14 protein-coding genes and 2 pseudogenes are annotated in these 17,983 nt (G+C 72.9%); 4 read left to right on the top strand and 12 right to left on the bottom strand.

Going from position 1 to position 17,983, the window contains the following annotated elements:
- Positions 1-37: 37 nt before the first annotated feature.
- Entirely contained in the window at positions 38-724 is a 687-nt protein-coding gene (locus tag ACZ3KP_RS05465; protein ID WP_467496568.1) for an LURP-one-related/scramblase family protein, read from the bottom strand.
- Between the two features lie 263 nt (positions 725-987).
- Here ACZ3KP_RS05465 and ACZ3KP_RS05460 point away from each other — a divergent pair, with 263 nt between their 5' ends.
- The gene (locus tag ACZ3KP_RS05460; RefSeq protein ID WP_467496566.1) at positions 988-4,989 is read left to right on the top strand and encodes a Pls/PosA family non-ribosomal peptide synthetase; all 4,002 of its coding nucleotides are present in this window, start codon (positions 988-990) and stop codon (positions 4,987-4,989) included.
- Positions 4,986-6,395, top strand: a complete 1,410-nt coding sequence (locus ACZ3KP_RS05455; RefSeq protein WP_467496564.1) for a M1 family metallopeptidase — start codon at positions 4,986-4,988, stop codon at positions 6,393-6,395. Before ACZ3KP_RS05460 ends, ACZ3KP_RS05455 begins: the two co-directional genes overlap by 4 nt.
- Positions 6,396-6,408: 13 nt before the next feature.
- On the opposite strand, the gene ACZ3KP_RS05450 is transcribed toward ACZ3KP_RS05455, so the two are convergent.
- From ACZ3KP_RS05450 to ACZ3KP_RS05435, 4 genes and pseudogenes are all read right to left on the bottom strand, one after another.
- Positions 6,409-6,582 (bottom strand): hypothetical protein, encoded by a 174-nt coding sequence (locus ACZ3KP_RS05450; RefSeq protein ID WP_467496562.1) that lies wholly within the window; start codon positions 6,580-6,582, stop codon positions 6,409-6,411.
- A 224-nt stretch (positions 6,583-6,806) separates the two neighbouring features.
- Positions 6,807-8,222, bottom strand: coding sequence for a serine/threonine-protein kinase (locus ACZ3KP_RS05445; RefSeq protein ID WP_467496560.1), 1,416 nt, complete (start codon positions 8,220-8,222; stop codon positions 6,807-6,809).
- 145 nt (positions 8,223-8,367) lie between these two features.
- Positions 8,368-9,215 (bottom strand): annotated as a pseudogene (locus ACZ3KP_RS05440) (thioesterase II family protein).
- Between the two features lie 131 nt (positions 9,216-9,346).
- A complete protein-coding gene (locus ACZ3KP_RS05435; RefSeq protein ID WP_467496558.1) occupies positions 9,347-9,991 on the bottom strand; it encodes an NAD(P)-dependent oxidoreductase in 645 nt (214 codons plus the stop codon).
- Between the two features lie 121 nt (positions 9,992-10,112).
- On the opposite strand from ACZ3KP_RS05435, the gene ACZ3KP_RS05430 reads away from it, so the two are divergent.
- On the top strand, positions 10,113-10,550 hold the full coding sequence (locus tag ACZ3KP_RS05430) for an Rrf2 family transcriptional regulator (RefSeq protein WP_467496556.1): 438 nt from the start codon (positions 10,113-10,115) through the stop codon (positions 10,548-10,550).
- A gap of 413 nt (positions 10,551-10,963) precedes the next feature.
- On the opposite strand, the pseudogene ACZ3KP_RS05425 reads toward ACZ3KP_RS05430, so the two are convergent.
- From ACZ3KP_RS05425 to ACZ3KP_RS05410, 4 genes and pseudogenes are all read right to left on the bottom strand, one after another.
- Positions 10,964-11,967: pseudogene (locus ACZ3KP_RS05425) on the bottom strand (IS5 family transposase).
- A 73-nt stretch (positions 11,968-12,040) separates the two neighbouring features.
- Positions 12,041-12,688 (bottom strand): 3-oxoacid CoA-transferase subunit B, encoded by a 648-nt coding sequence (locus tag ACZ3KP_RS05420; RefSeq protein WP_467496554.1) that lies wholly within the window; start codon positions 12,686-12,688, stop codon positions 12,041-12,043.
- Positions 12,685-13,380 carry a 3-oxoacid CoA-transferase subunit A gene (locus tag ACZ3KP_RS05415; RefSeq protein WP_358985080.1) on the bottom strand — a complete coding sequence of 232 codons (696 nt, stop codon included), beginning with the start codon at positions 13,378-13,380 and terminating at the stop codon, positions 12,685-12,687. Before ACZ3KP_RS05415 ends, ACZ3KP_RS05420 begins: the two co-directional genes overlap by 4 nt.
- The gene (locus tag ACZ3KP_RS05410; RefSeq protein WP_467496552.1) at positions 13,377-14,582 is read right to left on the bottom strand and encodes a thiolase family protein; all 1,206 of its coding nucleotides are present in this window, start codon (positions 14,580-14,582) and stop codon (positions 13,377-13,379) included. Before ACZ3KP_RS05410 ends, ACZ3KP_RS05415 begins: the two co-directional genes overlap by 4 nt.
- 71 nt (positions 14,583-14,653) lie before the next feature.
- Between ACZ3KP_RS05410 and ACZ3KP_RS05405 the strand changes: the two genes are divergently transcribed.
- Positions 14,654-15,535, top strand: a complete 882-nt coding sequence (locus tag ACZ3KP_RS05405; RefSeq protein WP_467496550.1) for a LysR substrate-binding domain-containing protein — start codon at positions 14,654-14,656, stop codon at positions 15,533-15,535.
- 320 nt (positions 15,536-15,855) lie between these two features.
- Here the strand turns inward: ACZ3KP_RS05405 and ACZ3KP_RS05400 are convergent, their stop codons facing one another.
- The 3 genes from ACZ3KP_RS05400 to ACZ3KP_RS05390 form a co-directional block, all read right to left on the bottom strand.
- On the bottom strand, positions 15,856-16,011 hold the full coding sequence (locus ACZ3KP_RS05400) for a hypothetical protein (protein ID WP_467496548.1): 156 nt from the start codon (positions 16,009-16,011) through the stop codon (positions 15,856-15,858).
- Positions 16,012-16,056: 45 nt separating this feature from the next.
- Positions 16,057-16,362: a hypothetical protein gene (locus ACZ3KP_RS05395; RefSeq protein ID WP_467496547.1), complete on the bottom strand. Its 306-nt coding sequence runs from the start codon at positions 16,360-16,362 to the stop codon at positions 16,057-16,059.
- A 695-nt stretch (positions 16,363-17,057) separates the two neighbouring features.
- Positions 17,058-17,930 carry an aldo/keto reductase family oxidoreductase gene (locus ACZ3KP_RS05390; protein WP_467496545.1) on the bottom strand — a complete coding sequence of 291 codons (873 nt, stop codon included), beginning with the start codon at positions 17,928-17,930 and terminating at the stop codon, positions 17,058-17,060.
- Positions 17,931-17,983: the final 53 nt, after the last annotated feature.

Raw genomic sequence — 17,983 nt, 5'->3', positions numbered from 1 at the left:
GTGTGGGAGTCCGCGCCGCGCCGGGCGCGGCCCGGTGTCAGCCCAGTCCGCGGGCGTCCTGCTTCAGGGCCGTGTCGACCGTCAGCGCCGTGGCGACGACCAGGCTCCGCAGGGGATCGGGGAGTTGCTGGTGGATCTGGAGGACGTAGTTGTCCGCCGTGGTGAACATGGTCTTGGCGAGGCCTTCCCAGGTCTTGGTGATCCGGGCCACCTCGGTCCCCGCCTGGTCGACGACGGCGAAGTTCCAGGCGCGCCAGTTCTCTCCCTTGATGGCGCCGATCTGCTGACCACCGGCGTTGATGGCGAAGTCGATTTTTCCGAAGACGTTCTGCTGGACCAGCTCGCCCAGTACCTCGCCGTCCGGACGGGCCACGATCACCCGCGACTTGAATATCTTCGCGGGGCGGGTCAGGTGCAGGACCGGCTGCCCCTGAGCGTCGCGGATCTCCAGCCGGTGGGTGAAGTACTGGTCCCAGTCGCTGATGAAGCGCACGACCTTGCGCAGTGCGCTCTGCCCGACCTCGACCACGGAGCCGAGCTGGTTGCCGTGCTGGTCCATGACCTTGTACTCGTTGGTCAGTTCTATGAGTTTCGCCTTCTGGTTCACGACCAGCACCGGTTCGGTGAAGAGGGTGCCGCCGCCGGGACCGCTCGCGGTGATCCCGGCCTGCTGCTGCACCTGGCGACTGACCTTCGGGTCAGGTGTGTTCGATTGTGTGGTCACTGCGGCACGTTAACCCGCACGGACCAGGGTCCGGTCGGCCGCGCACCGTCTCGTTGCGACACCGTGACGCATCACGGACGCGCTCTTTTGTCGAACACCGGCTCGCGCCGCGCAATGAACCATTTTCTCGCCCATTTCTTTCCGAAATCGAAATCGGCTCGTCAGGGTCTGCGACTCGTCATTTTCAGCCCATGAAAAAGCACGCAATCAATTGCCCGGAGTTGGCGAACGCCGCGCCGCGCACAGCCCTCTGACAGCCTGTAATGGGCTTGCAGCCCGCTGTACAGGAAGCAAGAGGCACGACCTTGACATCGACCGCACTCGATACCCCGGCGCCGTCCCCGGAACCCCCTGGTGATCGGGCCCTCTTCCGCTCCTCCCCGGCCGCGTCACCCCGAACCCTCGTCGACGTCCTGCGGGCCACGGCCGCCCGGCACCCGGACGCACCGGCCCTGGACACCGGCGCCGAGGTGCTGTCGTACCTCGACCTGTGCGCCGAGGTCCATCGCCGCGGCCGGCACCTCACCGACCAGGGCATCGGCCCCGGCGACCGGGTCGGCATCCGGGTGCCGTCGGGCGGCGCCGAACTGTACCTGTCGATCCTCGCCGTACTGTGCTGCGGCGCGGCCTACGTGCCGGTCGACGCCGACGATCCCGAGGAGCGCGCCGCCACGGTGTTCCGCGAGGCCGGCGTCTGCCATGTCATGGGGCCGCACCCGTCACCCGCCGGCCTCGTGCCGCCGTCCGGTGCGGTGGCCGGTACGGTACCCGCTCCCGGCGACGACGCGTGGATCATCTTCACGTCCGGCTCGACCGGCGCGCCCAAGGGCGTGGCCGTCACCCACCGTTCCGCCGCCGCCTTCGTGGACGCGGAGGCCGCGTTGTTCCTGCGGGACCGTCCGCTCGGCCCCGGCGACCGGGTGCTGGCGGGACTGTCCGTCGCCTTCGACGCCTCCTGCGAGGAGATGTGGCTGGCATGGCGGTCCGGTGCCTGCCTGGTGCCGGCCGAACGCGCCCTCGTCAGGGCCGGTCACGAGCTGGGTCCCTGGCTGGCGAGGCGTGGGATCACCGTCGTCTCCACCGTCCCCACCCTGCTGGCCATGTGGCCCCAGGAGGCCCTGGCCCAGGTGCGGTTGCTGATCCTCGGCGGCGAGGCGTGCCCTCCCGGCCTGGTCGAACGGTTCGCCGGCCCCGGACGGGAGATGTGGAACACCTACGGTCCCACGGAGACCACCGTCGTCGCCTGTGCCGCCCCGCTGGTCCCCGGACAGCCCGTACGCATCGGACTGCCGTTGGCCGGCTGGGAGTTGGCGGTGGTGGACGAGACCGGGCAACCGGTGGCCCACGGCGAGCAGGGCGAACTGGTCATCGCCGGCGCCGGAACCGCGCGCTACCTCGACCCCGTCAAGGACGCGGAACGTTTCCGGGCCTGCCCGGCGCTGGACGCGCCACGCGCCTACCGCTCCGGCGACCTGGTGCGCGCCGACGCCGAGGGACTGGTCTTCCTCGGGCGCATCGACGACCAGATCAAGCTCGGCGGCCGCCGTGTCGAACTCGGCGAGATCGACGCGGCCCTCCTCGCCCTGCCCGGCGTGCGCGGGGCGGCCGCGGCCGTCCGGTCGACGGCGGCCGGTGCCCAGGTGCTGGTCGGCTACGTCCTCCCCCGGCGGGCCCCCGACGGCGGCTCCGCCTTCGAGGCCGCCAAGGCCAGGGCGCTGCTGGCCGACCGGCTGCCCGCACCTCTCGTACCGGTCCTGGCCGAGGTGCCGGACCTGCCCACGCGTGCGTCCGGCAAGGTCGACCGCGATGCGCTGCCCTGGCCGGTGGCCCTGGCCGACGCCGACCGTGGTGACACCGCGCACCTGCTGCACGGCACGGCCGCACGGCTGGCGGACGTCTGGGAGCAGCTGCTGGGCCTGCGCCCCGGCCCCGACAGCCATTTCGTGGAGCTCGGCGGGAGCAGCCTGACCGCCGCCCGAATGGCCTCGCTGCTGCGTGAGGACCATCCGGGTCTGTCCGTCGCCGACCTCTACCGGCACCCGGTGCTGCGGAGCATGGCCGACCATCTCGACTCGCTCGCCGGGTCCGTGCGGGAGGTACGCCCCGTCCGGCCGGTACCCCGGCGGACCGCTGTCGTCCAGTTCGTCGTCACCCAGGCCGGTTACGGGATCACGGCGCTGCGCGGCCTGGTCGGCCTGGCGGGGGCGGACAACGTGCTCGGCTGGGTCGCCCCGCACCGCTGGGCCCCGCACACGCCGTGGTGGCTGGTCCTGGTGGGCTGGGCGATGCTGTTCAGCGCGCCGCTGCGGTGCCTGATCGGCGCGGGTCTCGCCCGGGCGCTGGCCGGCTCGATCACCCCCGGAGAGCATCCGCGCGGCGGGCGGGTCCACCTGCGGCTGTGGACCGCGGAACGGGCGGTGGCCGCGTTCGGTGTGCCCGCCTTGCTCGGCACCCCGTGGGCCGTCCGGTACGCCCGGATCCTCGGTTGCCGTACCGGACGCGAGGTACAGCTGCACGCCGCGCCCCCGGTGACGGGCCTGGCCGACCTGGGCGACGGATGCAGCGTCGAGCCCGGGGCGGACATCGCGGGGTGGTGGCTGGACGGCGACACGCTGCACATCGGCACCGTCACCGTCGGCGCGGGCGCCCGGGTGGGCCACCGCAGCACACTGCTGCCGGGCGCCGTGGTGGGACGCGGCGCGGAACTCGCCGCGGGCGGCTGCCTCGACGGCCGGATCCCCGACGGCCAGGTCTGGACCGGTTCCCCGGCCCGGCCGGCCGGGCCCGCGCAGCGCCTCGCGGGCGCCGGCCGGCCCGAGCGGCCCGCGGGCCGCTCGCGCTCCTGGCATGCGGCCTACGCACTCTCCCTCGGCCTGCTGCCGCTTCTGTCGCTGGTCGCGGCGGCCCCGGCGCTGTTCGTCGCCTGGCTGCTGGTCCGTGACACGCCGACGCTGCCGGACGCGGCCGGGCATCTGCTGGCCGCCGCGCCGCTGTTCACGGTCCTGACCACGGTGTGCGGGATGCTGGTCACCGCGGTCACCGTGCGTCTGCTGAGCCGCTCGATCAGGCCCGGCGTGCATCGTGCGGACGGGGGCGTGGCCTGGCGGGCGTGGCTGGTGACCCGGCTGCTCGACGGTGCCCGCGGCAGCCTGTTCCCCCTCTACGCGAGTCTGGCCACGCCGTACTGGCTGCGGCTGCTCGGCGCGCGCGTCGGCCGCGGCACCGAGGTCTCCACCGTGCTGCCGCTGCCGTCCCTGCTGCGCGTGGACGACGGGGCCTTCCTGGCCGACGACACACTCGTCGCGCCGTTCGAACTGCGCGACGGATGGCTTCGGTTGGGAAGCGTGCGCATCGGGGCGCGGGCGTTCGTGGGGAACTCCGGCATCGTCGCGCCCGGCCACGACGTCCCCGACCGGGCCCTGGTGGGGGTGCTGTCCGACGCGCCGGCCGGCGGCGGGCCGGGCATGTCCTGGATCGGCCGGCCGGTGATGCCGCTGCCGCGCGTACCCGACAGCACCGACCCGGCGCGGACGTTCGCCCCGCCCCGGCGGCTGGTGGCGGCCCGCGCGGCCGTGGAGCTGTGTCGGCTGCTGCCGATGATCCTGAGCACGCTCCTGGCGGAGTGCCTGTTCCTCGGTGGGCAGGAAGCCCTGGACCGCGGCGGGCTTGTGCCGGCCGCCCTGGTCGGCGCTCCCCTGCTCCTTGCCGGGGCGGTCGTGGCCTGCCTCGTGACGACCGGCGCCAAGTGGCTGCTCGTGGGGCGTTTCCGGCCGGTCGAGCGGCCGCTGTGGTCGTCGTTCGTGTGGCGCAACGAATTGTTCGACACGTTCGTGGAGACGCTGGCCGTGCCCTGGGGCGCGGGTGCGCACCTCGGCACGCCCGCACTGAACTGGTGGCTGCGCACGTTGGGCGCGCGCGTCGGCCGCGGGGTGTGGTGCGAGACGTACTGGCTGCCGGAGACCGATCTGGTCAGCCTCGGTGACGGGGTCAGCGTCAACCGCGGCTGTGTCCTGCAGACCCATCTGTTCCACGACCGGATCATGCGGATGGACGCCGTGCGCCTGGGCGCCGGGGCCTCGCTCGGCCCGCACAGCATCGCCCTGCCCGGCACCACGATCGGTGCCGGCGCGTCCGTCGGCGCGGCCTCCCTCGTGATGCGCGGTGAGACGGTGCCCGACGGTACGCGCTGGGCGGGCAACCCCATCGCCGGTGTCCCCGCGACCGGCGTCAAGGACCGCCTCGGCGAGGAAGGGGAAGCGGCATGACGTGGTGCAGCCGTCGTGCGCTGCTCCGCGGCGCGGCGCTCGTCCCCCTGGCGGTGACCGCCACGGACAGCCTGCCGCGCGGTGCCGAGCGTTACTTCGCGAGCCACGGCACCCACGACCACCGCACGCTCGCCTACGACCTGCGCCTGACGTACGACCCGGCCGCCGCCACGCTGGACGGCCGGGCGCACGTCCGCGCGGTGGCCGAGCGGACGCTGCGGCGGGTCCACCTCGACCTCGCGGGGCTGAACGTGCACGACGCCCTGGTCGACGGGGCTCCCACGCGGCCGTACCGCGAGGGGCGCAAGCTGGTCCTGCCCACTCCGCGGCCGATCAGGGCGGGCACGCCGTTCGCCCTGGAGGTCGGCTACGGCGGCCGGCCGGGCCCGGTGCGCACCCCGTTCGGCCTCATCGGCTGGGACCGCACCGGCGACCCGCACGACGGCACCCTGGTGGCCGCGCAGCCGCTTGGCGCCGCGTCCTGGTTCCCGTGCAACGACCGGCCGGACGACAAGGCCGAGTTCACCTTCCGGGTGACCGTGCCACGCGGCCACCAGGTGATCGCCAACGGCACGCTCGTGGAGCGGGCCGGCACGGGTCCGACCGAGTGCTGGACGTACCACCACCCCGGTCCCATGGCCCCCTATCTCGCCGCGCTGTACACCGGCCGCTTCGCCCACCGGTCCTGGCGGGCGCGTGACACCGCGACCGGCCGCCGTATCACCGGCCGCGACGCGTACCCGGCCCGCATCGCCGGGCGGGCCGGGTACGACCTGGCCCGTCAGCCCGAGATGATGGAGACCTTCACCGGCTGGTTCGGCCCGTATCCCTTCGAGACGTACGGCGCGGTCGTGGTGGACGCCGATCTGGACGAGCCCGTGGAGAACCAGACGGCGTCCGTCTTCGGCCGCAACCACGTCGACGGCGGCCGGACGTGGGAGACGCTCGTCGCCCACGAACTCGTCCACCAGTGGTTCGGGAACAGCGTGAGTCTGCGGGACTGGCGGGACATCTGGCTCAACGAGGGCTTCGCCACCTACGGGGAGTGGCTGTGGTCGGAGCACATCGGCGAGGACTCCGCCGACGCCCTCGCGAGGGCGGCCTGGCACGCCATGGCCAGGCGACACGACGGCCTGCGGATCGCCGACCCCGGACCGGACCGCATGTTCGACGACCGCGTCTACGACCGCGGCGCGTGCACCCTGCACGCGCTGCGCCTGACAGCGGGCGACGAGCGGTTCTTCTCGATGCTGCGCGGCTGGCACCACGCCCACCGCGGTGGCAGCGCGGACACCGCGACCTTCATCGCCCACGCCGGACGCGCCATGCCCGCGACAGCGGAACCACTGCTGCGCACCTGGCTCTACGACACCCGTCTCCCGCCCCTGCCGCCCGCCGCGGCCTGACAGGTGTGGACGGTCAACGGGGCCTGACGTCGTGCGTGGCGCTCGTGTACGGGAGGCGGAAGTCCATGGCCCGGCTGACCTCCCGCCAGGTCGCCTCTGCCGTCCTGCGCGCGTCGGCGGCCACATCACCCCGTTCGCGTATGAGCCGTTCGTAGATCGGAGCGTCGCTCTGTGCCGCTGCACTCACCGTACTGGTCCCTTTCCCGCTGACGACACCCGCTCGGCCATCGGGCCGCGGGCGAGGGCCGAGTCTAGGGGGCCTGTTGCGTCGGCATCGTCCGGTTCCGCCAGGCGGGACGCGACGTGGAGTCGGCCGGGTGGCGGCGGCTGATCCTGGGCCTCGTCGATCCCCGCGGCCCGGATCGGTTCCCTCTCGGACACGACGGCCTGCGGGCGGTACGGGAGACTCCCTCACTTGGCATGCGCCGCCTTCCTGCCATGGTGGTTCTTCCGTGTCTGACCCGGTGGTTCACCGTGTCCGGCCCCCTTGCCCTTGCCGACCGTGTCGGCCGCGGTCTGTTCGACGGCGTGAGGAGGAGGGGCGGCTGCACGGGTGGTGGGCCCGGCGGAGTCGGAGGGTGGGCGCGTGCCGGGGATCCGGGCGGAGTCGTCCGCCGGGCGGGCGGCGGGGGAAGGGCTGCTGGGCCGCGTCGCGCCGTCGTGGTGGGCGGCGCTGTCGTGGGACGCGGACGGGGTGGCGGGATCGGTGACCGACGGGGCCGCTTCACTGGAGGCGTCGCGCTGCGAGAATCCGTCGCCGACGACGAGGCCGACGGCGGCGAGGGCGGCCAGGGCGGCCGCCGACCCTCGTACGCGCAGGCGGCCGCGGGCGGACAGGGGCCGGGAGGACAGCCGCGGCGGGCCTTCCGGGACGCTCGGGGTGAGACATGCGTCCGCGGCGGGTGACAGGCTGCGGTGTGTGCGGTCGGTGTGATCCACGGCTGTCCGCGGCACGGCGCCGGGCGCGGGCCGCGGAGCGGATGCGGCAGGAGTCGCGCCCGAAGCGGCGAGACGGGTGAGGGCCTGGGCGCATTCACGTGCCGTGGGCCGGGTCGCTTGGTCCAGAGCGGTCATGTCGCGCAGCAGGGCGGCGAAGGCCTCGGGCAGGAAGTCGGGCAGCACCGGACGGCGGTGCAGGCGCGCTATCGCGGACTCCAGGGGGCCGCCGTCGTATTCGAGACGGCCGGTGAGGCATTCGAGGAGGACGAGGCCGAGAGCGAAGACATCGGCGGGACGGCCGACGTGGTGCCCCAGCACCTGTTCGGGGGACAGATAGGCCGCCGTGCCGATCAGGGTGGCGGTGGCGGTGCGGGTGGTCGCGTCCAGCAGGCGGGAGATCCCGAAGTCCGTCAGGTGGGGCCGGCCCGAGGCGTCGAGGATGATGTTGGACGGTTTGACGTCCCGGTGGACGATCTCCTTCTCGTGGGCGTGCGCCAGCGCATCGGCCAGCTGTGCCCCGAGCGTGGCGGTGGTCTCCCACGGGACGGGGCCCTCGGCTATTCGGGTTTTCAGGGTGGGGCCGTCGATCAGCTGCATGACGAGGAAGGGCTCGCCGTCCTGGGATCCGGCGTCGTAGGCGGTCACCAGTCCTGGATGCTGCAGCCGGGCCAGGATCACCGCCTCGCTGCGGAAGTCCTCCTCGGTGTCGAAGCCGGTACCGGCGCGGAAGACCTTCACCGCCACCGCCCGGCGCAGCCGGAGGTCCAGTCCGCGGTGGACGTTCGCGGATCCGCCCGAGCCGATCAGCGCGTCCAGCCGGTAACGGCCCCCCAGAACCCTGGCGAAGCCTGGAACGGCCCGGGGATTCCGTACCTCGGCCACTGTCACCTCGATCGCCCCATTCCGCGCACCGGCACTCGCCGGACGCCCGCTGACTGCGGGCCGTGGCACGCAGGTACCCCGTCAGCGGCTGCTTGCACAACGACAAGCATTTTCACCGCGCCCGCCTGCGAGAGGGCGATCCGCGGAGCCGTCAGGGCGGGCTGGGCAGAGACCGGCCGGCGGTCAGGGCGGTGGTGATCGTCGTGGCCACGTCGGCCGCGTGCGCGGTGAGGGAGAAGCGGCCGCCCGGGAAGGTGACCACGTCGAAGGCGGACGTGGTGTGGTGCTGCCAGGCCCGGGCCTCGTCCGCGGTGACCTTCGGGTCGGCGTCGCCGGTGAGGACGGTGATCGGGCAGTCGAGAAGGGGACCCGGGGCCGAGCGGTGGTTCTCCACGATGCGGTAGTCGGCGCGGATGGCCGGCAGCACCATCCGCACGATTTCCTCGTCGGCGAAGACCCGGGGGTCGGTACCGCTCAGCGCGCGCACCTCGCGCAGCAGTGCCTCGTCGTCGAGGAGGTGGGCCTGTTCGGGCCGGTGCCGGGAGGGGGCCCGGCGGCCGGAGGCGAACAGGGCGACCGGCGGCCGGCCCGTTGGAGGCCGCGGGCCACCTCGTAGCCGAGTGCCGCGCCGAGGCAGTGTCCGAAGACGGCGAGGGGCCGGTCGGCAAAGGGCAGCAGCGCTGCCACCACCTGCTCGGACAGGGCGTCCAGGCTCGGTGGAAAGGGTTCGTTGCGGCGGTCCTGACGGCCCGGGTACTGGACGGCGAGCATGTCCAGGTCGTCGCCCAGCAGTTCGGGCAGCGCGGCGAAGAAGGTGGCGGAACCGCCCGCGTGCGGGAGGCAGACCAGGCGGGTGACGCCCTCCGACTCGCTGGACTCGGGTAGACGGAACTCGTCCCCGGCGACGCCAGACGCGCCCCCGAACCGGCTGCACGGCGACACCGAGTGGTCGATAGCACCCCGCCGAGGAGCGGCGCGAGCACGGCTGCGTCCTCGCATGAGGGCGTCAGGAGCAGGCCTACGAGCGGCCCGGCCCGGCGGGCAGGGCCGAGACCGCGCTCCCGGCGGCGTCGCGGGCGGGGCGAGCGCGAGGCCCGGCACGGCGACGACGCCGGGGCGGCCGGGACGGGTCAGTAGGCAACGGTGAAGCGGCTCTGGCGGTGAGCGGGACTGTCGATCTCGTCGACGAAGGCGATGGCGTAGTCGGCGCCGGAGATGAAGGACCTGCCCTCGGCGTCGGAGAGCAGCACATCGCCGCCGACACGGAAGACGCCGGTGCGCTCACCGGGGACCCAGGCGCCGAACTCGGCGGCCGGGCTGACGTAGAACCAGTGGGCGTCCGTGTCCGCGGTCCGCAGTGCCTCCAGGACCTGCGCGTGCGATCCCGCCTCGGCCTTGTAGGCCTCCGGGAAATCGGGAGAGTCGATGAGCCTCGGGCCGCCCTCGGTGGTGTGCAGGCTGCCCGCGCCGCCGACCACGCCGAGCCGGGCACCGCCCTCGGCCGCCGCCGTCAGCAGCGAGGGAACGAGCGGGAGCAGGAACGGCTCTCCGTCGACGCTGCCGCGGACCGCGACGACCAGTACGTCGGACTTGGCCGCCAGGTCCCGCACCAGGGCCTCGTCGTCAAGGGACCCGGCGACCGGGGTGACCCCGGGGCGGGCCTCGGCGGAGCCGGTGCGGTTGACCGCGATGACCTCGTGGCCACGGCGCAGGGCCTCGTCGGTGATGTGGCCGCCGGCGTAACCGGTCGCGCCGAAGACGGTGATGATCGCCATGGGGATCTCCCTGGGTATGTGTCAGATGTTCCAGCGCCCATCAATTCGCAACCGCGGCGCTTACGAATGTAACTGTAACAGCAATAGGTACGGTTTCCGCCGCAGGTCGTACCATGAACCCATGTCACAGCCCACGAACACCCGGTTCGCGGTCGGCGTGCACCTGCTCACCCTGCTGGCCGGGAGTCCCGGCGAGTGGCGCGACTCGCAGTCCCTCGCCGTCAGCCCCGCGACCAACGCCGCGCACGCGCGCCGCATCCTCGGCCGGTTGCGGACGGCCGGGCTGGTCCGCTCGCAGCCCGGACCACGTGGCGGCTGGATGCTCGAACACGACCCCGAGCGGATCGACCTCGCCATGATCTGGCTGGCGCTCAACGGCGAGGACCCGGTCCTGGGCGTGCACGCCCCACAGCCCGACTGCCCGGCCGGCCGACGTGTCCACCACAGCCTCCTCGCGCTGGACCGGCGGGCACGCCGCGCCTTGCTGAGCGAACTCGCCCGCACCACCGTCGCCGACGTGCTGCGGGAGGACACCGCACTGGCGGTGGACGGCGGCTGAGCCCGCCGGCGCGACCCGGACAAGCGAGACGGGCCCGAGCGCTCGGGCCGGGCCGGAGCCGGAGTACGTGGGCGGTGCCGAAAGTAGCGTCGGCGGTCACGGGGCCGCGCGCAGAGCTCCAGGGGCTGTCCGGCGGATCAGGTCGCAGGAAAGCAAGGGTGACTCGTCGGCCGAGGTGAGCGGGGTCTAGTGCGTCCGGCTGCACGGCGGAGGAGCCGTGGCCGATCAGCCGCTGCCGCGGCGGGCGACGCGGTGGGGGCACCTCCCGGCCGGAGGCTGGGGGACGTCGGCGACCGACGACAACGCCGCTGGGGGTCCCCCCACGCCTTTCGGGCAGCGGGAGAGGGCGTGCCAGACCCCGCGTCTGCGGCATGATCCGCCGGACAGCCCCTAGGGCGCGTATCGAGTTGTGATCACCGGGTGGTCCGGGTGAGATCTCTGATCCAGATCATTGAGGCGCGCAGGTGGAGGCCGGCGAGGTAGCTGTCGGGGGTCTTGTCGTACCGGGTGGCGATGCCTCGCCACGCCTTGAGCTTGTTGATCAGGCGCTCCACGGTGTTCCTCTCCTTGTAGAGGTCGGCGTCATGGCTGACGGGCCGGCCTCCTCTTGAGCCCTTCTTCTTCCGGTTGGCGGCCTGATCCCTCTTCTCCGGGATGACCGCCTTGATACGGCGTTTGCGCAGGTGGGCGCGGTTTCCGCGGGACGAGTACGCCTTGTCCCCGGCGACTGCGTCCGGCCGGGTGCGGGGGCGGCCGGCGGGCCCGCGCACCCGCACCTTCTTCAGGACGGGGATGAACTGCGGGCTGTCCGCTGCCTGGCCCGCAGTCAGGACGAACGCCAGCGGGCGGCACTTCCGGTCGCCGGCGAGGTGGACCTTGCTGGTCTGCCCGCCTCTGGAGCGTCCGAGGAGAGCGGCCTTCAGCCGGAGTTTCCGCCGTCGCCGGATGCGTCGTCGTTCTTCCCGCGCGGGATCGTCTTCAGTGTCCTGCCCGCTTTGTTCTTCGAGGCCGCCCCTTTTGACCTGGCCTTCTCCTTTTCGGCGGCGGCTTTCTCCAAGGCGGTGATGACGTCCTCGTCGAGGTGCATCCCGGCCGCGTCGTGGTGGGCCCGGGCGGTGGTGGAGTCGATGCTGACCAGGGACAGGTCCACCTCACCCCGCTCCGCGGCTTCCGCGATCAGGCCCTCCAGCAGGGCCTCGAAGACCCCGGCATCACGCCACTGCCGGAAGCGGTTATGGACAGTCGACCAGGCACCGAACTCCGTCGGCATCTCCCGCCACTGCCCGCCCGTCTTGAAGCGCCAGATCACGCCCTCGAACTGCTGCCGCAGCCGCTCGGGGTAGGGGCCGTACTCGCCGATCGGCAGGTACGGCTCGATTAACTCCCACTCCGGGTCGGTCAGTTGCGCTCGCGTCACGCAAGACGGTCTATCGGACTGGACCGTGCCACGAAGGCGCATCCCGCAAATTGATCACGACTCGATACGCGCCCTAGTCCGGCGTGATGCCGAGCCGCTCGGCGAGTTCGCCCGCGCTGACGCCGTACGTCTCACGGATCCGTACGCCCTCGGGGCCGACGTCGAAGACGCCGTGGTCGGTGTAGACGCGGCTGACGCAGCCGACGCCCGTCAGTGGGTAGCTGCACCGCGGCACCAGCTTGGGCTCCCCGGCGCGGGTGAAGAGGGTCATCATCACGTAGACGTCCTTGGCGCCGATGGCGAGGTCCATGGCGCCGCCGACCGCGGGGATGTCGTCGGGCCTGCCGGTGTGCCAGTTGGCGAGGTCGCCGTCGAAGGCGACCTGGTAGGCACCGAGGACGCAGACGTCGAGGTGCCCGCCGCGCATCATGGCGAAGGAGTCGGCGTGGTGGAAGTACGCCGCGCCCGGCAGCTCCGTCACCGGGACCTTGCCGGCGTTGGTCAGGTCGGGGTCGATCGCGTCGCCCTCGGCCTTCGGCCCCATGTTGAGCATGCCGTTCTCGGTGTGCAGCACCACCCCGGAGCCGGCCGGCAGGTGGTCGGCGATCTTCGTGGGCTGCCCGATGCCGAGGTTGACGAAGGCACCCGCCGGGATGTCACGTGCGATCACGGCGGCCAGTTCGTCCATCGAGAGCCGGTGGTCGGTGGACGGGGTGGTCATCGTGCCCCCTGCACGGTGTAGTGCCGGGCCGCCACCTGGACGATCCGGTCGACGTAGATGGACGGGGTGACGACGGCCTCGGGGTCGAGCGTCCCGGGCTCGACTACCTGTTCGACCTGGACGACGGTCGTCGTCGCGGCCGTGGCCATGACGGGTCCGAAGTTGCGGGCCGTCTTGCGGTAGACGAGGTTGCCCAGCGTGTCCGCGGTGTGCGCGCCGATCAGCGCGTAGTCACCCTTGATCGGATACTCCAGCAGGTACGTGCGGCCGTCGATCTCCCGCACCTCCTTGCCCTCGGCCAGTGGCGTGCCGACCGCGGTCGGGCAGTAGAAGGCGCCGATGCCGGCTCCGGCCGCGCGCATCCGCTCGGCGAGGTTGCCCTGCGGCACCACCTCCAGTTCGATCTTCCCCGCGCGGTAGAGGTCGTCGAAGACCCAGGAGTCGGCCTGGCGCGGGAAGGAGCACAACACCTTGCGCACCCGGCCGGCGGCCAGCAGCGCGGCCAGGCCGACGTCGCCGTTGCCGGCGTTGTTGGACACGATGGTGAGGTCCTTCGCGCCCTGCCGGATGAGCGCGTCGATCAGGTCGAACGGCATCCCGGCCAGGCCGAATCCGCCGACCAGGACGGTGGAGCCGTCCTCGATCCCGGCGACCGCCGCGTCGGCGGACTCGACGATCTCCGTCCGGCTCACTGGGCCGCCCCCGTGGCATCGCAGTTCTCCAGGACGACGGCCAGGCCCTGGCCGACCCCGATGCAGATCGCGGCGACGCCGTAGCGCTGCCCGGTCTCGCGGAGCACCTTCGCCAGCGTGGCGAGGATGCGGCCGCCCGAGGCGCCGAGCGGGTGGCCGATCGCGATGGCGCCGCCCTTCTGGTTGACGAGGGCGGGGTCGATCTTCCACGCGTCGAGGCAGGCGAGCGACTGCACGGCGAAGGCCTCGTTGAGTTCGACCGCGCCGACCTGGTCCCAGCCGATCCCGGCCCGCGCCAGGGCACGGTTGGCGGCCTCGACCGGGGCGTAGCCGAAGGCCTGCGGCTCCAGCGCCATCACGCCGCGGCCGGCGATACGGGCGATCGGGTCGGCCCCGATCGTGGCCGCGGCCTTCTCGCTGCCCAGCAGCACCGCGGAGGCCCCGTCGTTGAGCGGGCTGGCGTTGCCCGCGGTGATCGTGCCGCCCTGCTCCGGCGTGCGGAAGACCGGCTTGAGCCCCGCCAGCACCTCCGGTGTCGATCCGGGCCGGATGCCCTCGTCGCGCGTGAGGTCGACGCCGTCGACCGGCACCACCAGGTCGTCGTAGAACCCCGACTCCCAGGCCGCGTGGGCGAGTTGGTGGGAGCGGGCGGCGAAGGCGTCCTGGCGTTCGCGGGAGATCCCGAAGCGTTCCCGGAGCTGCTCGTTGGCCTCGCCGAGGCTGACGGTCCACTCCTTGGGCATCCGCGGGTTGACCAGTCGCCAGCCGAGCGTGGTGGAGACGGCGGTGACATCACCGGCCGGGAAGGGCTTCGCCGGCTTGGGCAGGACCCACGGCGCGCGCGTCATCGACTCCACGCCGCCGGTGAGCACCACCTCGGCGTCGCCGGACTCGATGGTGCGGCTGGCCGTCATCGCCGCGTCGAGGCTCGATCCGCACAGGCGGTTGACCGTGGTGCCGGCCACGCTCACCGGGAGGCCGGCGAGCAGCGCGGCCATGCGGCCCACGTTGCGGTTCTCCTCGCCGGCGCCGTTGGCGTTGCCCCACACCACGTCGTCGACGGCGGCGGGGTCGAGGCCCGGCACCCGGGCGAGCGTCGAGGTGATCGCGGCGGCGGCGAGGTCGTCGGGGCGGACGCCGGCCAGCGCCCCGTTGAAGCGGCCGAAGGGCGTCCGGGTCGCGGCGTACAGGAAAGCGCTCATGGCAGCGACGCTAGTCCCTGGCCGCGATATTCTGAAGTACGCATATCGAAGCTGATTGAGATGAGTGGCATATGGATCTGCGGCATCTCCGGTACTTCGTGGCGGTGGCCGAGGAGCGTCACTTCGGTCGCGCCGCGGAGCGGCTCCACATGGCGCAGCCGCCGCTGTCCCAGCAGATCCGGCAGTTGGAGACCGAGCTCGGCGTGGAGCTGCTGCGGCGCACCACGCGACGCGTCGACGTCACCGAGGCGGGCCGGGCCTACCTCGAGCGGGCGCGCGCGATCCTGACGGACGTGGACGAGGCCGCCCACCACGCACGGCTCGTCGCGTCCGGGTCGGTGGGGCACCTCGCGATCGGGTGCGTGGGCTCGGCGACGTACAGCCTGCTGCCCGCGCTCTCACGGCGGCTCACGGAACAACTGCCCGGCGTCGACTTCTCCTTCCGCGGCGAGATGCTCGCGCCCGACCAGGTCGAGGCGCTGCGCGCGGGCGCGATCGACGTCGCGCTGCTGCGGCCGCCGGCGGCCGACCTCTCCCTGACCGTGCACACCCTGCGCCGGGACCGGCTGGTCGTCGCCGTCCCGGTCGAGCACCCGCTCGCCCGCCGGAAGCGGCTACGGGTCACGGACCTGGCCGGCGCCGACCTGATCGTGCACTCCGCCGACCGCCGCTCGGTGATGTACGACGTCGTCCTGGGCCTGCTGCGTGACGCCGGCGTCGAGCCGCGCATCCGCCACGAGGTCGGCGAGACCTCGACCCTGGTCACGCTCGTGGCGGGCGGGCTCGGGGTCGCGGTCGTGCCCGAGCCGGTGACCGCGTTGGCACTCGACGGTGTCGCCTATCTGCCGCTGTCCGGGGCCGACGCCCGCGTGGAGCTGGCCGTGGCGCACCGCGCCGACCGCTCGGAGCCGCACCTGGCGCGCACCGTGGGGATCATCCGCGCGGCGACCTGAGGACCGCCGGACCGGCGAAGGACCGGCCCCCGGCAACGCCCGACATCACCGACGGCCGCCGGCCCGGCGCACGAGTGCTTCGCCCGCCGGGGCGAGCGGTTGCGCAGACGGTCGCGGAGCGGTTCCGCGCCCACCGGGCACGGCGGCACGAAGCTGACGGATGACGACCGGACGGTCATGGTGCTCGCCCTGACGGACGGACCGAGGATGCAGGCCCTCCTCGATCCCTCGCACGACCCGCTGCGGCCGATGGGGCCCATCATGCGGATGGTCGCCTCGCCGACGGGAGCGCGTGGCCCGGACCCGGTCCACGGTGTCGTTCAGCGGCCGCCGCCCGAGCCCTCCGAGGGAAGCGCCGCCACCGCACGGGCGATCTCCCGCCCCAGCCGGTCCATGCCGAAGTCGGGGCCCGGCACCATGCGCCGAAGCTGCGGCATGGCGGCGCTCCAGCTCGCCAGGGCGAGGGTGAAGAACACGCGCGTACGGGCGTCGGTGTCCGGTTCCCCCGGCTTGCGCGGCCATCACTTTGTCGCCGTAGTGCGCGGTGCGCTCCTCCTCCGCGGGGACCGGCCCGTCACCGGGTGGGTGCGGTGGTACGCGAAGAGCCGCTCGAAGAGCTTGCCCTTGTCGCCGGCGGTGTCAGCTTCTACGGCCGCCGCTTCGGCCTCGCCGCGAACTCGGTACGGTCCTTCACCGTCGTACTGGCCGACGGCGAGGTCGTCGAAGCGAGCGCCGCGCACCGCCCGGATCTGTTCTGGGCGCTGCGCGGTGGTGGCGGCGGGGTCGGCGTCGTGGTGGAGGCGGAGATCGGCCTGGTACCCATGCACCGCGTCCTCACCGGCATGGCGGTCTGGGATCCCGCCGACGCTCCCCGGCTGGCACCGGTCTGGCAGACGTGGGCGCGCGACGCCCCACCGGAGATCACCACCAGCTTCCGCACGCTGTCCCTCCCGCCACTGCCCTTCCTCCCGCCGTACCTCGCCGGCAAGCGCGTGGTCGTCCTGGACGGCGCGGTGACGGCGTCGGCCGCGTCCGACCTGCCCGCCGCCCGGCGCGTGCTGGACGAGATGCCGGGCCCGCTGTCCGCGCTCGCCCGGCCCATGGCGAACACGTGGGCGGCCGCCCGGCCGCGGGCCCTGCCCCCGACCCACATGGACCCGCTCCAACCGGTGGCGTTCCGTTCGGACTCCGCGTTGATCCGGGAGATCGACCCGGCCGCCTGGGCCAGAACGCTGGAGGCGGCTCCGAGCCTGACGGCGTTCGAACTGCGTCAACTCGGCGGTGCCTTCGCCGTCCCCGCGCCGAACGGCGGTGTGCTCGACCACCTCACCGCGCCACTGCTGTACCACGGGGTCGGCCCGGCCGGCGAGGAGACCACGTCGACCACTTCGGACAGCTCCAGCGGACCCACGACGACCGCACCCGGGTCCGGGTGGAGCGCGTACGCCTCGCCGTCGACCCGAGCGGCCTGTTCGTCGGTGATGCCGCGCCGACCCGCGACTGAACGACCCGAGTCGGGCGTTCAGCGGCCGATGCCGTCCAACTCGGTCACGTCCTCGGGTGAAAGCGCGAGTCCCGCGCCGGCGATGTTCTCGCGCAGGTGCGCCGTCGACGACGTGCCGGGGATGAGCAGGATGTTGGGAGATCGCTGCAGCAGCCAGGCCAGTGCGACGGACATCGGGGTCGCCTGCACCCGGGCGGCGACCGTCGAGAGCGCCGAGGCCTGGAGCGGGGTGAAGCCGCCGAGGGGGAAGAAGGGAACGTACGCGATCCCGTCGGTGGCGAGCCGGTCGATGAGCTTGTCGTCGTGACGGTGGGCGAGGTTGTACAGGTTCTGCACGCACACGATCGGCGCGATCCGCTGTGCCTCGGTGACCTGCTCCTCGGTCGCGTTGCTGACCCCGAGGTGGCGGATCAGGCCCTGCTGCTGGAGTTCGACGAGCGTCTCGAACGCCTCGGTGAGCGAGCCCGGCTGGGGGCCTTCGGCGTTGCCGAGCCGCAGGTTGACCAGGTCGAGTACGTCGAGCCCGAGGGAGGTGAGGTTGTCGTGGACCTGGCGGCGCAGATCTTCGGGTCGCCGGGCCGTGGGCCAGCCGCCCTGTTCGTCGCGGGTCGCGCCCACCTTGGTCACGATGTGCAGCGACTCGGGATAGGGGTGCAGTGCCTCGCGGATCAACTCGTTGGTGACGCGCGGCCCGTAGGCGTCGCTGGTGTCGATGTGGGTGATGCCGAGGTCGACCGCTTCGCGCAGCACCGCCAGGGCACCCTCGCGATCCGCCGGCGGCCCCATCACCCACGGGCCGGCCAGCTGCATCGCCCCGTAGCCGAACCGGGTGACGGTCAGGTCGCCCAGGGACCGGGTGCCGCCGGGAAGAGAGGGGGAGGGTGTGCTCATCGTGCTGCCTTTCGTCGTCTAGCTCCGGGGGTGGCGTCCGCTGCCTCCCTGCA

It is taken from the genome of Streptomyces sp. NPDC020958, assembly GCF_055562175.1.
Note: the sequence above shows the minus strand (reverse complement) of the source record. Positions and strands in the feature narration are given on the sequence as shown.